The following is a 15,240-nucleotide window of genomic DNA, read 5'->3' as shown; positions in this document are numbered from 1 at the left end:
TGAAAGGAAAAAGAAATGTTATTTATAACACATCTTTTTCCTTTCTCACCTAAAAAAACTACTTTAATAAAATGCTACATTGTAAGAACAATGTTATTTTCTTCTGCCATACGGCGCATATTAAGGATGGCATAGCGCATACGCCCCAACGCCGTATTGATGCTAACCCCTGTTTGGTCTGCTATTTCTTTAAAACTAAGATCTTGGTAATAGCGCATTTCTAAAACTTCGCGCTGATTTTCAGGCAAGAAAGATATTAACTTTCTAATATCAGATGTTATTTGCACCTTGATCAGTTCGTCTTCAATAGTGCCATCACATAGTGTAGGGTTATTTAATAAGTCAACCGGAGCCTCGTCATTTGATACCGTATTTTCGTTTTTCTCCTGACGAAAATGGTCAATAATCAAATTATGAGCTATCCGGGAAATCCATGCACGAAACTTACCCGATTCGGTATAACGTCCCTGCTTGATAGTAACGATTGCTTTTATAAATGTTTCTTGGAAAATATCTTCTGCAAGTTCCCTATTACGCACAGTAAAAAAAATGTAATTATATACACTTCTTTTATGACGTTCTAGCAGGATATCAAAAGCAAGATTGTTGCCGTTAGAATAATCACAGACCAATTGTTCATCAGTCATAGTAATTAATGTTTCCATTATCTCTTATATTTAAAAATTTAGAGTAATGTCTATTCTATAGGCGTTGATTTTTTGAGGTTTATAAATAAAACTATGTTAATGATGCAAATAAAGAATAAATTTACCAAACTTACAAATACAGAAAGAATATTTAACAATAAGGAGACGATACATCAGATACAGTCTCTTGTTGTCATGTTGATCCATAGGATAATAAGAATGAGACTGTTTTATCTATGCCAAAATAGAAGGCGCTCACGAGTGCATAAGATTCGAACAATAAATTGGGATGTTATAAGAAAAAAAGAAAGTTTTTTAGCTTTCGAATATTTTCTATTAACGTCATTGTATATATTTGTATAGAAATCTATTAAACACTAATCATTATGAAAAGACATCTGTTATTCCTTGCAGTATTTACGGTTTTAACTACAAGTTTGTTAGCTCAGGGATATGAAGTTCCTAAAAATTATAAATTTGAGAGTAAAGACGCTTATACGGCATACGAACCCCAAGTGAAAGAGACTATAGACTGGTTATTAGGCACGCCGTTAGGAAAAGAGCCTATTAAGAGACAAGAAGCAAATGCCTTTTTTATGGCCTGGCTTACAGGTACACCGAATGTTAGTGTAGGTGTAGATAGCCGAGTTGTAGATTTCATAAAAGTCAATCCAGAACTATTAATGCCTTTTATGCTGGGTTGGACTAGATACTCTTTTGACAACAACTACTCAAAAGATAATATTCTATGTACAAAAGCTGCTTTGGAAACGGTTGCAGCATTTTATCGAAAAAACAGAGGATATCTGAAAAAAGATGGAAGCGTGGAGAAGTTAGAAAAATCAATAGAGAAAGGTAAATTAGAAGAAGAAATAAGAAAGAAACTTAAATAAGAAGTTCAACTAAGGAAAGGCTTAAGTATAAATTTCTGAAAGATAAAAACAGAACTATAAATATAAAACAGATTATGAAAAAAATTGTATTCCCTTTATTATTAGGATTAATCCTAATGGCTGGCTGTACACATAAGACGCAGACAGGACAAGACGATACTATTGTAATAAAATCGGATATGGAAGAAGAAAGAACAGGAGATGAGCTCAAAATAGTTGCAATAATGACCGTTAAACCGGAAGCTATAAAAGAAATTCTACCCATTTTTCAGACATTGGTTCAGGGTAGCCAAGAAGAAGATGGCTGTATCAGTTATAATCTGCATCAAGATATTAGCGACTCTACAAAGTTTGTAATGCTTGAAGAATGGAAATCACAAGCAGCTATAGATTATCACAATAACACCGAGCACTTTAAAACATTTAAAGAAGCTTCGAAAGGTATGATAGAAAAATCGGAAGTAAGCATTTTAAAGTTGGTATATTAATCACCGACCCCTCCTTTTATAGATATCTTAGATTTGTATTTTTAGATAACAAGATTGTCTAATATAAAGATCTTTGATATAACAGATAGGTAGCTGACAGACAAAAAGTGATACAGAAAGAATAGAGTAAATACTTGATGTCTCAAAACACATAAAAACAAAGCGAGACAAGAAAAGTAACAAACAGAAAATATACTTATATCTGTTACTTTTGTTACTTTTGTAACCTTAAAGATTATAAAAGAATAGAAGCTATGACAGAATTGAAGATTGTTGCTGTAATTGTAGTTAAAGCCGAATTTCAGGAAGAATTGGAAAAAGTGTTTCAAAACGTAGTAGATGCCACACGTAAAGAAGATGGGAATATCTCATACGATTTGCATCAAGATGTAAAGAGTCCTTTAAAGTATACAATTCTGGAAGTTTGGAAGTCTCAGGCTGCAATAGATGAGCACAATAATACGGATCATTTCAAGGCTTTTGTAAAAGCGATAGAAGGAAAAGTGGAAAGTCTGTCTGTAGATATAATCAAAAAAGTGTATTAAATATCATCAAATAATATATATGTATAGGAATCATACGTGCGGAGAATTAACTCTTGCAGATGTTAACAAAGAAGTAACGTTAGCCGGATGGGTAAACGCTGTTCGCAAGCTTGGTGGTGGAGTGACATTTATCGACCTCCGCGACCGTTACGGTATTACTCAATTGTCATTCAGTAAAGATATCAATGCCGACTTGTACGAGCGAGCGAATAAGATAGGTCGTGAATACGTATTGCAGGTGACAGGTAACGTAGAAGAGCGTTCGAGTAAGAACCCCAATAGGTCTACCGGCGATATTGAGATTATCGTAAACGAACTTGTAATATTAAATACATCAGATACACCACCATTTACGATAGAAGACAATACTGATGGCGGCGATGATTTAAGAATGAAATACCGATATCTCGATTTGCGTCGCGATGTGGTAAGAAAAAACCTTGAACTTCGTCACAAAATAGCATTCGAAACACGCCGTTATTTAGACGAGCGTCAATTCCTTGAGGTAGAAACGCCTGTTCTCATTGGTTCTACTCCCGAGGGGGCACGTGACTTTGTTGTACCATCCCGTATGAATCCGGGTGAATTTTATGCACTTCCACAATCGCCACAATTATTCAAACAGCTATTGATGGTTTCGGGATTTGATCGATATTTCCAGATCGTTAAATGTTTCCGTGACGAAGACTTGAGAGCAGACCGTCAACCTGAATTTACTCAGATCGACTGTGAAATGTCGTATGTTAATCAGGAGGATGTGCTGAATATGTTTGAAGGATTAACAAAGCATCTGTTCAAAGTTGTAAAGGGAATTGATATTCCTGATTTTCCTCGTATGACTTATGCGCATGCCATGAAGTATTACGGTTCTGATAAGCCGGATACACGCTTTGGTATGGAATTCGTAGAAATAAAAGACTTGACAGAAGGTAAAGATTTTGTCGTATTTGATTCATCTGAATACGTAGGAGCTATCTGCGCTAAAGGAGCAGCTTCATATACCCGTAAACAAATTGATGCTCTGACTGACTATGTAAAACGTCCGCAGATAGGAGCAAAAGGGCTTGTCTATGCCCGCTACGAGGCGGATGGCTCATTAAAATCTTCTGTAGATAAGTTCTATAGCCCTGAGGATTTGAAGATGTGGGCAGAACGCTGTCAGGCAGAACCGGGAGACCTTATACTAATTATCTGCGGTGAAACAGAAAAGGCTCAGAAACAGCTAGGAGAACTTCGTCTAGAAGTAGCAGATCAACTTGGACTAAGAGATAAAAATCAGTTTAACTGTCTATGGGTAATTGACTTCCCTCTGTTAGAGAAAGATGAAGAACTAGGACGTTATTTCGCAAAACACCATCCGTTTACAAGTCCTAAAGAAGAAGATATAGCTTTGCTTGATAGTGATCCGGGAGCAGTCCGAGCCAACGCCTATGATATGGTTATCAACGGTGTAGAAGTAGGAGGAGGCTCTGTTCGTATTTTCAACAGTCAACTACAGAATAAGATGTTCCAAATACTTGGCTTCACTGAAGAAAAAGCTCAGGCACAGTTTGGCTTCCTGATGAATGCATTCAAATATGGAGCACCTCCACATGCTGGTCTGGCTTTTGGTTTAGATCGTTTGGTATCATTGTTTGCAGGATTGGATAGTATCCGTGATTGTATTGCATTCCCTAAGAATAACTCAGGACGTGATATGATGATAGATGCTCCGGCAACTCTTGATCCGGCTCAACTTGAGGAGCTGAATTTGAAAGTAGAAATAAAGGAATAAAACAGATCCTATATAAATCAAAAGCGCTCTAACTATCAAGTTAGAGCGCTTTCTCGTTTTAAAAACACGTGTTGTTATCGGTTGGATAGTCTCAGTCGATAAGAAGCTCTGGTCTATATTCAAAGTGCATTGTATCATAATGATACCACTTGCCTCCCCAAATAAATCCATGCTTCTCGAATATATCGACTATAAGTTGCGGTATTCTGTTTTTATACTGTAAAGTTGCGTCCTCTGATTTACAACGACAGTCCCATTGCCAATAATTGGAATATTTAACATTCAAATCGATAGCAGTACCAAAGCTATGGCTGCTCAGCCTGTTTGTTCCTCTTATCTTTCGCCAGTTAAATACGCCCGAACTATACAGGTATTCCCGTAGTTCGGGATGCTTATCTAATTCATCTGATACTTTCTGCAATTGCTTCGCAACACCATTTATGTTCGTTACTCTCAGAGTCTGGTTTACAAGCATTGGACACCAAGTGATGGTAACCAAATTAGCTTGTACTTCCGCTGAAGTAGACCCATACATTAACTTTAAGAGCTCTTCATTTCTTATTCGTCCCGGATCGTAATTCTTAGAAATATTCTCAACCTTTCCTTTGATGTAAGGATATGTAAAGATATCTCCTAGATCATTACTGTTCATCAGGTCAGAGTGAGTCTTCGTTCCTCCTTCGTTATATTTGATAGTTCTTCCGTCTTTTAAGACAATATTAGAATTATCAAAAGCCACAATACTCTCGGGATAAGCCTTCATAAGCTTATATACAGCTATGGGATATTGATCTTTATTCTGAGAAAAGCTTATTCCGGCAATGAAGAGAAAGAGCAGGACTATAACTGTCTTTTTCATATACTAAAGATAAAAATTTAAAAGGATATATCATGATAATATATCCTTCTTTTATCATTAAAAACGGATGTTTTTTACTTCAGTATTTTCTCTATCAAGGTCAACTCTTCGGCTGAAAAATTTGCATTATCTTTTGCCTTCAGATTATCTTTCAACTGATTCAAAGAACTTGTTCCAATTATGACAGATGTAACCTGTTCGTTATGTAACAGCCATGCTAAAGCCATTTCTGCTAAAGTTTGACCACGCTGTAGAGCCAAGTCGTTCAATGCAGAAACCTGTTTTATCACATCCTGAGTAATTTCACTTTCCTGCAAAAAACCATGGCTTTTGTGAGCTCGGGAAGTTTCAGGAATACCATGCAGATACTTATTCGTAAGTAACCCTTGCGCTAATGGAGAAAATGCAATAAATCCTACTCCATATTCTTTATTAATAGCCATATGCTCAATTTCGGGATTGCGAACAAGCATACTATACTTGTCCTGATAAATCAAACAAGGCACATTCTGTGACTTCAATATTTCATAAGCCTTTATCAATTGCTGCGGAGGATATTTTGATACACCTACATACAAAGCTTTCCCGTGGCGAACAATATCGACTAAGGCTTGCATCGTTTCTTCTATCGGAGTCTGAGGATCATACCGATGTGAGTAAAATATATCAAAATACTCTAAGCCCGTACGTTTCAGGCTCTGATCAATACTTGCCATAATATATTTTCGCGAACCGCCATCACCATAAGGGCCATTCCACATCAAGTGACCTGCTTTTGATGATATAATAAGCTCGTCTCGGTGTCCTTTAAGCTCTTTAGCTAACACTTTTCCAAAGTTAGTCTCTGCACTTCCGGGAGGTGGGCCATAATTATTAGCTAAGTCAAAATGTGTAATACCACTATCAAAGGCATGTAAAATCATAGATGTAGCCATTTCAAAATCATCTACATCTCCGAAATTATGCCACAACCCTAATGAGATTTCAGGAAGCTGTAACCCACTGTTTCCGCAAAAGTTATATTTCATCGTTTTCGTTTTATTTTGAATAAAGATAGTTTATTTTCTTTTAGGATTCTCGTATTTATTAAATTTTTAGATGATACTATTTACCCCTTATCTATTCATAATATTTAACAATGGAGCATTAATATTTCCATAATCGAAAAGAATTATGAGCCGAATCTTTATATACTTTTACCCGATTTTTTAACATACATAACATTTATGAAAATTATAAACTATCTAAAATTAACTTTAACAGCTGTAACACTCTGTTTGATTACCGTTTCTGTTTATGCTCAAGAAGCAAATGAAAATCCTTTAGCTCTACTTAAAGAAGGAAACCTCCGTTTTGTATCAAGTACTCCATTACACCAACATCAGGATATGGCTAGAGTTGACGAACTCAAAAGTGGGCAACAGCCTTTTGCTGTCATTGTCAGCTGCTCCGATTCCCGTGTATCTCCTGAAATCATATTTGACCAAGGACTCGGCGATCTATTTTCAATCCGTACAGCCGGTAATGTTATGGCTGACTTTGAAGAAGGAAGCATCGAGTATGCTGCAGAACATCTTGGCTCAACGCTTATAGTTGTTTTAGGACATACCAGTTGTGGTGCAGTAAAAGCATTCATGGATATCAAGCACAATCCGGATCACCAGCATGCGGATCATGCTGAAAAATTAGGTCATATAGAATCTATTGTAAATAAGCTAAACAGTGAAGATGAAGAAAACGAAGTCTTCAAAACAGAAGGTTCGGATAAGTACCAAAAGGCTATCGAAGCAAATGTTATACATGGAGTAAAGCAATTAAGAGAATCTACACCTATATTATCAGAAAAATATAACGAGGGAAAGATTCAAATAGTGGGAGCTATTTACCACATTGAATCAGGAGAGGTTGAATTTTTAGACCTTTAATAAAATCTTCGTTTTTGATCATAAAAAAGCTCAGCCTTTGCGGCTGAGCTTTTTCATTATATGCTTTATTTTAGAATAACATATTCTTAATATCTGGATTTGTAAGGAACTTAGCAAATTCGATATCTTTCGCTATCTCAGCTGGAGAAACTCCATTCTGAATAGCAGACTTCAAGTTTCCGGCAACACCTGATGCACTATTTGTTCTTGCAGCTACAATAGCAGCCAAATAATATGTAGTAGCATCTTTAGTTGGTACTGCATCCAATATTTGTTGAGCACGGCTATAATTCTTAGTCAAAATCTGAGCCAATGCAGCATTGTTAGATACAGTGTTACCAAACGATTGAACTGCACGGTTATATTCTCCTTTTTGGATATACATCAATCCCATTGTTTCACCTAACGAGTTAGCTCCTGCTGCATTACCAAGTAGTTGCTCTGCTTTAGCAGTATTTCCATCAGCCAATGACACTAAAGCTAAGTTCATATTCGCTTCAGCTGCACGAGACGAAACTTCAGCAGCCTTATTGAAAGCCTGAACCGCTCTGCTGTTTTGTCCATTCTTATAATAGTATGCACCTAGGTTATTCCATCCACGATAGTCGTTAGGGAATTTTTGAGTAACGAAAGTATATACTTTCTCTTTAGATACACCATTCAAGTTAGCAGCATATAACAATTCTTCTACTGTAAGGTCTCCAAGGTTACCGCTTACTGCAACATTTTTCAGTTCCTCATCAGTTTTACCAATTATTTCTACATTAGCCAAAAGGCGAGAACGACGAAGTTTTGGTAAAATAGTTTCAGCTAGATCAGAGTATACAACTGAGATATTCTTAATTTCTTTTTCTCTGGTTTCTGGATCTGGATACATAGACAATACTCTAAGAACAAGATCTTTGTCTTGTAAGCTAGATGCTTGAACTAATTTTTGGAATCCATCCCAGTCTTGAGCTGTATATTTAGCATTAATTTCAGTATCAATACTATTTTTCTTGAATTCTTTAGTCAAATAGTTTGTTGTATTCTTCTCACGTTTTTCAGCTAGCTGATCATTCAGTTTGAACCCTCCATCAGGAGATGCATATGCCGAAATTTCAACATCTACTTTCTTGCGCTCGTTGCTATCTGCTTCTTTTACCAATTCTTTCCATGCATTCAGGTTTGTAGAATTCAATTCGCTAGAACGCAATTCTGCACGTTGGATCAAGAACATTATATCAGCATCATAAGCTTCTTTGATTATGCGTTGGAAAGCGTCAGGAGCAACAGCAGGAGCTGAAGTGCCCGCATTTGCAAGCGCTTGAGTTGCAACTACACCATCAGCAATTTTTACATCGCCAAAGCCAACCACTTGTTTTCCGCCTCTGTAAAAATCGAAGCGTAAAAATAATTCCGATTTTTTCATTGCCGGAATATAATCAAACTCAGACTTCATTGTTATAGCACTACCAGCTTCATAAGGTACTACGATTCCGTTTCCGGCTACCTTTTCGCCCTGATATGTATAAGGAGTTCCAAGAGTTTCACCTCCTGTATACTTCAATACCGGTGTAACTACAACTGTTGTACTTTTCTCGAACCATTTAGCAGGAAAGCGTCCGTTTATTGTAACAGGAACTTTAGTCCCTACCAATTCTAACGGCGAAGGATTTGTTGTAAATAAAGAATTTGCCAAAGGAGGCATTGTTTTTTTGCCGCACGATGTTGCTATGATAGCAACAAAGGCTACTAACGAAAGGAATTGAATGAGTTTCTGCCTTTTCATAACACTTAAGTAATTTAGTTTTATATATTTATTAAATTCCGATTCTTCGTATCACAAAGCTACTTGATTTCCATCTGAAAATAAAATACAATTACCTTATTTTGAATATTCCTAAGACTTTTAATTTTTTTTAATCTTTCAGCATTTTCACACTCAGTGTTGATGCGGTATAGATCCCTTTTTCGGAGAAAGACTTATATATATTCTCGTTCAAACAGACACTTGTATTTCCATAATCCTCACTATTCACCCATACCCGTATTGTTACATTGATAACGCCATTCGAAACATCTGTAACACCCACAAAAGGTGTAGGGGTATCGTTTATTGATTTGTTTTCTTTAATAACTGATAGCAATAAACTTTTTACAAGGTCAATATCTGTTCCATAATTAATATTAAACGTGAGGTCAATACGCCTCTGTTTCTGGGCTGAATAGTTCGTTATATTCCCGGTAGATAAAGGGCCATTGGGTATAAATATAGTGACATTATCGCCTGTCAGCAAAACAGTATATAATATTCCAATAGACTGAACGACACCATCCGTACTTTGGGCAACAATACGATCTCCGACTTTGAACGGTTTGTTTATTAACAGCATCACACCTCCTGCAAAATTAGAGAGATTATCTTTCATAGCCATACCTACGGCTAATCCGGCAGCAGCTAATATAGCAGCAAAAGAAGTAGTTTGAATGCCTAGTATATTTACTATAAAAAGAAACAATACAATCTTTAATGAAATATTGATCAGGCTATCCAAAAACGAGCGTACTGTTTCCTCTATCCGTCGGCGAAGTAGAAACTTATCAAAAAACTTTCTTATCCACCCAATCACCCAGCGGCCAACAATAAATACAATAATTGAAGCTACAATTTTTGTACCTAGCGCCACCGAAACATCAAGCAGGTAGTCAAGCAACTTATCGAGGGTTGAAACCGTGGCTTCTGCATTCACAACAGACAGACTATCAGTAGAAAATATATCTAACAACATAAACTATATAACAAGTGCAATAATTCGAGCATAAAATTATATATTTATACAATACAATTGTCATTTTATTCGGGATTAAAATAGATTTTTAACAATCAAATTTTACAGATTCGAATGGTATATTTCTAAGAGTAGATAAATGATCTCGCATTTGTCGAACATCCAACAGACAAAGAGCAAGACTTTCTGCTCTTTTGTTTTTTATATCTTTGTCCTACCAAAATAGATTGACAAGTGAAAGGTATAAATATATTTGATCTCAAAAACTTCCTCGACCAGAAAGTAGAACAGTACAACACCCCTACTTTTATCGATAACGATCCGATCTCCATTCCTCATAGCTTCACAAGCAAACAGGATAAAGAAATAATGGGTTTCTTTGCTGCCATCTTTGCATGGGGACAACGCAAAACCATTATCAATAAATGTAAAGAGTTGGCAGAAAGAATGGACAACGCTCCATACAACTTCATACAAGGACACAGTGACGAAGACTTGAAAAAGCTCCTACAGTTTAAACACAGAACATTCAACGATACAGACTTGCTATACTGTATCGACTTTATGAAAAGGCACTTCACTCAATACAACAGCCTAGAGGAAGCTTTCTTTCCTTCCTCCGACATGAATATAGAGACAGTCCTCAATCACTTTCAGACATACTTCTTTTCTCATCCCGATGCACCTGACCGTACACGAAAGCATATCCCCTCTCCCGTTCAAAAATCGGCATGCAAACGACTGAATATGTACCTGCGATGGATGGTAAGGGATGATAATAAAGGGGTCGATTTCGGGTTATGGAAACAAATCAGCCCATCCAAGTTGATTTGTCCACTCGATCTTCATGTAGAGCGTACAGCCCGCAAGCTAGGTCTGCTGGAACGAGACAAACCCGATTGGAGGGCAGCGCTAGAACTAACAGAAAGTCTAAAAACACTGGATATCAACGACCCTGCCAAATATGACTTCGCTCTGTTTGGTATTTCTATAGAAGAAAAATGTATTATCCCTTAGAATAAAAAGTAACAAAGGTGACAAAAGTGACACATTTTACACATATTTTTCATGTCACCTTTCTGCTCTCAGATTTCAGTTGTTATAGATGTCAAAGACCTCATTATATGACAATTTTATTCCAAATAAATAAACACAAATAAAATTTCTGTATTTTTTTTATTTGCAATATACAACACCTTTCTCATTTTGAATTCAAAGCAAAAAAAACTATCTTTGAGCTAGTTTTTTAGTAGCTATTAAATCCAATAAACACATATGCTCCCTGAAGATATTATTGACGAACCAGAGAATTTAGATAACGACGAACCAATATTGGATGATGAGTTGGAGAACGCTGATGCAGCATCCCATTCAGACTATAAAGTCCCGATAAAAGATACGGCTGACAATCAGACACATCTTTCGGGTATGTTCCAAAACTGGTTTCTCGACTATGCATCGTACGTAATACTCGAACGTGCGGTACCTCACATATCTGATGGTTTCAAGCCGGTGCAACGTCGTATCATGCACTCTATGAAGCGCATGGATGACGGTCGCTACAATAAGGTCGCTAATATCATCGGGCATACTATGCAGTTTCACCCGCATGGAGACGCCTCTATAGGGGATGCATTGGTGCAACTGGGACAAAAGGATTTATTGGTAGACTGTCAGGGAAACTGGGGAAACGTGTTTACAGGAGATGGAGCTGCTGCACCCCGTTATATAGAAGCTCGCTTATCAAAGTTTGCTTTGGAAGTGATTTTCAATCCCAAAACCACAGAATGGAAACCATCATACGATGGACGTAATAAAGAGCCTGTTACGCTACCTGTTAAGTTCCCTCTACTTCTAGCTCAAGGTGCGGAAGGTATTGCTGTGGGACTTTCGTCTAAGATTCTTCCTCACAACTTCAATGATCTTTGTGATGCAGCCATAGCGCATCTTCAAGGAGAAAAATTTGCATTCTATCCCGATTTTCAAACCGGGGGCTATATAGACGTCAGCAAGTATAACGATGGCGAGCGAGGCGGATCAGTAAAGGTTAGGGCTAAAATATCTAAACTGGACAACAAAACGCTTGTTATAAGCGACATTCCCTACGGTCGTACATCATCGTCTGTTGTGGAATCGATCTTGAAAGCCAACGATAAGGGTAAAATTAAAATCCGCAAGGTAGATGATATCACTGCTCAGAATGTAGAAATACAGGTACATCTGGCAGCAGGCGTCTCTTCCGATAAGACAATAGATGCTCTATACGCTTTCACCGATTGTGAAATAAGCATTTCGCCAAACTGCTGTGTTATCGAAGATAATAAACCTTATTTCCTTACAGTAAGCGACATACTCCGTCATACTACAGACAATACGTTAAGCCTGCTTCGTCAAGAACTGGAGATACAAAAGAGTGAACTGGAAGAAAGTCTTCACTTTTCTTCGCTGGAAAAGATTTTCATCGAGGAGCGTATATACAAAGACAAAGAGTTTGAGAATGCTGACAATATGGATATGGCTGTAGAGCATATCGATAAGAGATTAGCTAAATATGCGAAACAGTTTATCCGTGAGGTTACACGTGAGGATATACTCAAATTGATGGAAATCAAGATGGGACGTATTCTCAAGTTCAATTCGGACAAAGCAGATGAGCTGATAGCTAGATATAAAGACGAAATAGAAGAAATAAAGCACAATATAGAAAACATTGTAGACTATACGATCTCGTGGTTTGTAATGTTGAAAGAAAAATACGGAAAAGATTTTCCTCGCAAAACAGAAATCCGCAGCTTTGATACCATCGAAGCGACAAAGGTGGTAGAAGCAAACGAAAAACTGTATATCAACCGTGAAGAAGGCTTTATCGGCACATCACTGAAAAAAGATGAATTTGTCTGCAACTGTTCCGACATTGACGATATAATTATTTTCTTCAAAGACGGTAAATACAAGATTGTAAAAGTGAGCGACAAGATGTTTATCGGTAAAAATATTCTTTATCTATACGTCTTCCGCCGCAATGACAAGCGCACGATCTATAACGTGGTCTATCGCCACGGTAAGAATGGCCCTTCATACATCAAGCGTTTTGCCGTAACGGGCATAACCCGTGACAAGGAATATGATGTTACACAAGGTGAAGATGGTTCTCGTATCACCTATTTCAGTGCAAACCCAAATGGTGAAGCTGAAACCATACGAGTAATACTGAAGCCGAAACCTCGTCAAAAAATACTTGTATTCGAAAAAGACTTTAGCGATATTGTCATCAAAGGACGTCAGTCTATGGGAAATATCTTAACGAAAGCTGAAGTACATAAAATATCACTGAAGCAAAAGGGTGGATCAACACTTGGCGGACGCAAAGTTTGGTTCGATCAGGATGTGTTGCGCCTAAACTATGATGGCAGAGGCAAATTCCTTGGAGAATTCCAAAGCGAAGACCAAATATTGGTTGTACACGATAATGGAGAGTTCTACACCTCCAATTTCGATGTAACGAATCACTACGAAGCCGGAATCATCCGTATCGAGAAATTCGACGTAAATAAAAATTGGACAGCCGTTCTGTTTGATGCCGACCAGCAATTTATGTATCTGAAACGCTTTACATTCGAATCTTCTGCAAAAAAACAGAATTTCCTTGGAGATAATCCGAACTCGAAACTGAAGATTCTTACAGACATTGTTTATCCTCGTATTCTTGTCACTTTTGGCGGGCGCGATAGTTATCGTGAAGCCTTGGAAATAGATGCGGATGAATTCATTGCAGTAAAAGGCTTCAAGGCTAAAGGTAAGCGTTTATCGACATTCGAAATAGGCGACATCAAAGAACTTGAACCTATCCGCTTTCCTGAACCGGAAGAAGAAGAGGAAAAGAAATTTGAAGTACAGATAGACGATGACGATGATGAAGTGGACAATCGCCCCATCTCGGATATTTTGGATGAAATAACAGGGCAGAAATCGTTATTTAAAGATGATGATAAGGAGGAGGAAGAATAAATATATATTTCTATTATTTCTGAGTGTATGCGTTTTTATTAATTTACAAGCTCAAAACCTTGTTGATAAAACACATGCTCTTGATTCAGTAGAAATTGAAGGTTATGCCCCTCAAAAGAGAACGATAGTTATCGATGATTCCTCTTTAGGGGTTCCTATACCGTTAAGAACGAACAACGCCCTATCGGTCTCTATCGGCTCTGCTAACATGTACGATACATACCTATCGCCATTAGAGTATAAGGGTTTCTCTATTCATTTGATGTATGAGCAGATGCGCCGTACGACGTGGTTCGATTATAAGTTCTATAAACAGCAGATATTCGAACTGGATCTTTCGAAAGGAGATAATCCCGCAAAAAATGTATCGGAATACTGGGCACTTCTTAGCTACAGGATAGGAGGTCATTATATGGTTTATAATACCGACAACTTCCGTCTCGGGCTAGGAGGACTATGGGATATAAATGGCGGTGTATTGTACAATGAACGAAATGGAAATAATCCGGCTTCTGCCCGTGCATATTCCAATCTCAACCTGTCTGTTACCGCCTCATATAAATTCAAATGGGGTGCTGTACGCTGGCAAATAGATTCTCCGTTTATGGGAATATTATTCTCTCCTAAATACGGACAATCGTACTACGAGATTTCGTTAGGCAACTCTGTCGGACTTGTCAATTTCGCATCCTATGACAATCAACGAGCATTGCGCAACTACATATCGATGGATATCCCGATAAACAAATATACAATCAGAGTGGGGTATATGGGCTCATGGTATCAGACAAAAGTAAATGAGATACAAACGCATCAGTATACAAACAGCTTTGTGATTGGATTCCCTATAGAAGGGGTAAAGAAACCAAAAGAAAAAGCCCGTATCGACTATTGGAATGGGAAATAAGCAGTAAAAGGCTTAAATGAGAGATATAAAAGAAATAGAGAAAAGATATAAAGATCCTAACAGGATACCTACAAAGGGCTCGCATCTATTTAAAAAGAGATATCTTCTTTTTATCATCTTATTCATTGCCTTTATCACAAATCCGGATGAAGAGAAACACAGAGAAGCCGTTAAACATAAAATAAACAGCATTGTGCTTCCACCTGACCCTTTGGGTTCGGGATATGTAGGCCACCATCCGAGTGTAGACCCATTGGTGAATAATCATATCACTGTTAATAATTATTTCCTATTCTCTACTACAAAAGCTTTCTGGAATAATGAGGAAGCAACGATCGGACTGGGAATTTTTGGGCATGTATTCATTTCCGATATGGTAGACAAAGCTATAAATAGAAGATTAAACAATTAGTATTTAAACCA

At 37.4% G+C, this 15,240-nt stretch carries 14 protein-coding genes; 9 read left to right on the top strand and 5 right to left on the bottom strand.

Annotated elements, in window-relative coordinates:
* Window positions 1-74: 74 nt before the first annotated feature.
* Window positions 75-665, bottom strand: coding sequence for a sigma-70 family RNA polymerase sigma factor (locus QOX35_RS07920; protein WP_006842669.1), 591 nt, complete (start codon window positions 663-665; stop codon window positions 75-77).
* 368 nt (window positions 666-1,033) lie between these two features.
* On the opposite strand from QOX35_RS07920, the gene QOX35_RS07915 reads away from it, so the two are divergent.
* The 4 genes from QOX35_RS07915 to aspS all read left to right on the top strand — a co-directional run bounded on the left by QOX35_RS07915 (window position 1,034) and on the right by aspS (window position 4,347).
* The gene (locus QOX35_RS07915) at window positions 1,034-1,540 is read left to right on the top strand and encodes a hypothetical protein (RefSeq protein ID WP_283686479.1); all 507 of its coding nucleotides are present in this window, start codon (window positions 1,034-1,036) and stop codon (window positions 1,538-1,540) included.
* Between the two features lie 74 nt (window positions 1,541-1,614).
* Window positions 1,615-2,028 carry a putative quinol monooxygenase gene (locus QOX35_RS07910; protein WP_283686478.1) on the top strand — a complete coding sequence of 138 codons (414 nt, stop codon included), beginning with the start codon at window positions 1,615-1,617 and terminating at the stop codon, window positions 2,026-2,028.
* A gap of 254 nt (window positions 2,029-2,282) precedes the next feature.
* Window positions 2,283-2,573: a putative quinol monooxygenase gene (locus QOX35_RS07905; protein WP_283686477.1), complete on the top strand. Its 291-nt coding sequence runs from the start codon at window positions 2,283-2,285 to the stop codon at window positions 2,571-2,573.
* 19 nt (window positions 2,574-2,592) lie between these two features.
* Window positions 2,593-4,347, top strand: coding sequence for an aspartate--tRNA ligase (gene aspS, locus QOX35_RS07900; RefSeq protein WP_283686476.1), 1,755 nt, complete (start codon window positions 2,593-2,595; stop codon window positions 4,345-4,347).
* 91 nt (window positions 4,348-4,438) lie between these two features.
* Here aspS and QOX35_RS07895 read toward each other — a convergent pair whose 3' ends face one another.
* Window positions 4,439-5,206, bottom strand: a complete 768-nt coding sequence (locus QOX35_RS07895) for a M15 family metallopeptidase (protein WP_283686475.1) — start codon at window positions 5,204-5,206, stop codon at window positions 4,439-4,441.
* Between the two features lie 74 nt (window positions 5,207-5,280).
* Window positions 5,281-6,234, bottom strand: a complete 954-nt coding sequence (locus QOX35_RS07890) for an aldo/keto reductase (protein ID WP_283686474.1) — start codon at window positions 6,232-6,234, stop codon at window positions 5,281-5,283.
* A gap of 198 nt (window positions 6,235-6,432) precedes the next feature.
* Here QOX35_RS07890 and QOX35_RS07885 point away from each other — a divergent pair, with 198 nt between their 5' ends.
* Window positions 6,433-7,131: a carbonic anhydrase gene (locus QOX35_RS07885; RefSeq protein ID WP_283686473.1), complete on the top strand. Its 699-nt coding sequence runs from the start codon at window positions 6,433-6,435 to the stop codon at window positions 7,129-7,131.
* A gap of 70 nt (window positions 7,132-7,201) precedes the next feature.
* Here QOX35_RS07885 and QOX35_RS07880 read toward each other — a convergent pair whose 3' ends face one another.
* The gene (locus QOX35_RS07880) at window positions 7,202-8,902 is read right to left on the bottom strand and encodes a tetratricopeptide repeat protein (protein WP_283686472.1); all 1,701 of its coding nucleotides are present in this window, start codon (window positions 8,900-8,902) and stop codon (window positions 7,202-7,204) included.
* A 130-nt stretch (window positions 8,903-9,032) separates the two neighbouring features.
* Window positions 9,033-9,902, bottom strand: coding sequence for a mechanosensitive ion channel family protein (locus QOX35_RS07875; RefSeq protein WP_283686471.1), 870 nt, complete (start codon window positions 9,900-9,902; stop codon window positions 9,033-9,035).
* A gap of 234 nt (window positions 9,903-10,136) precedes the next feature.
* On the opposite strand from QOX35_RS07875, the gene QOX35_RS07870 reads away from it, so the two are divergent.
* The 4 genes from QOX35_RS07870 to QOX35_RS07855 all read left to right on the top strand — a co-directional run bounded on the left by QOX35_RS07870 (window position 10,137) and on the right by QOX35_RS07855 (window position 15,229).
* Window positions 10,137-10,919: a TIGR02757 family protein gene (locus tag QOX35_RS07870; protein ID WP_283686470.1), complete on the top strand. Its 783-nt coding sequence runs from the start codon at window positions 10,137-10,139 to the stop codon at window positions 10,917-10,919.
* Window positions 10,920-11,177: 258 nt separating this feature from the next.
* On the top strand, window positions 11,178-13,910 hold the full coding sequence (locus QOX35_RS07865) for a DNA gyrase/topoisomerase IV subunit A (RefSeq protein WP_283686469.1): 2,733 nt from the start codon (window positions 11,178-11,180) through the stop codon (window positions 13,908-13,910).
* Window positions 13,885-14,817, top strand: coding sequence for a DUF3316 domain-containing protein (locus QOX35_RS07860; RefSeq protein WP_283686468.1), 933 nt, complete (start codon window positions 13,885-13,887; stop codon window positions 14,815-14,817). The genes QOX35_RS07865 and QOX35_RS07860 overlap by 26 nt, the downstream gene beginning before the upstream one ends.
* Window positions 14,818-14,833: 16 nt before the next feature.
* Window positions 14,834-15,229 carry a hypothetical protein gene (locus tag QOX35_RS07855; RefSeq protein ID WP_283686467.1) on the top strand — a complete coding sequence of 132 codons (396 nt, stop codon included), beginning with the start codon at window positions 14,834-14,836 and terminating at the stop codon, window positions 15,227-15,229.
* Window positions 15,230-15,240: the final 11 nt, after the last annotated feature.

The organism is Dysgonomonas sp. Marseille-Q5470 (assembly GCF_951230145.1).
Taxonomy (GTDB): domain Bacteria; phylum Bacteroidota; class Bacteroidia; order Bacteroidales; family Dysgonomonadaceae; genus Dysgonomonas.
The sequence above is the reverse complement of the archived record's forward strand: the minus strand, read 5'-3'. Positions and strand labels throughout refer to the sequence as shown.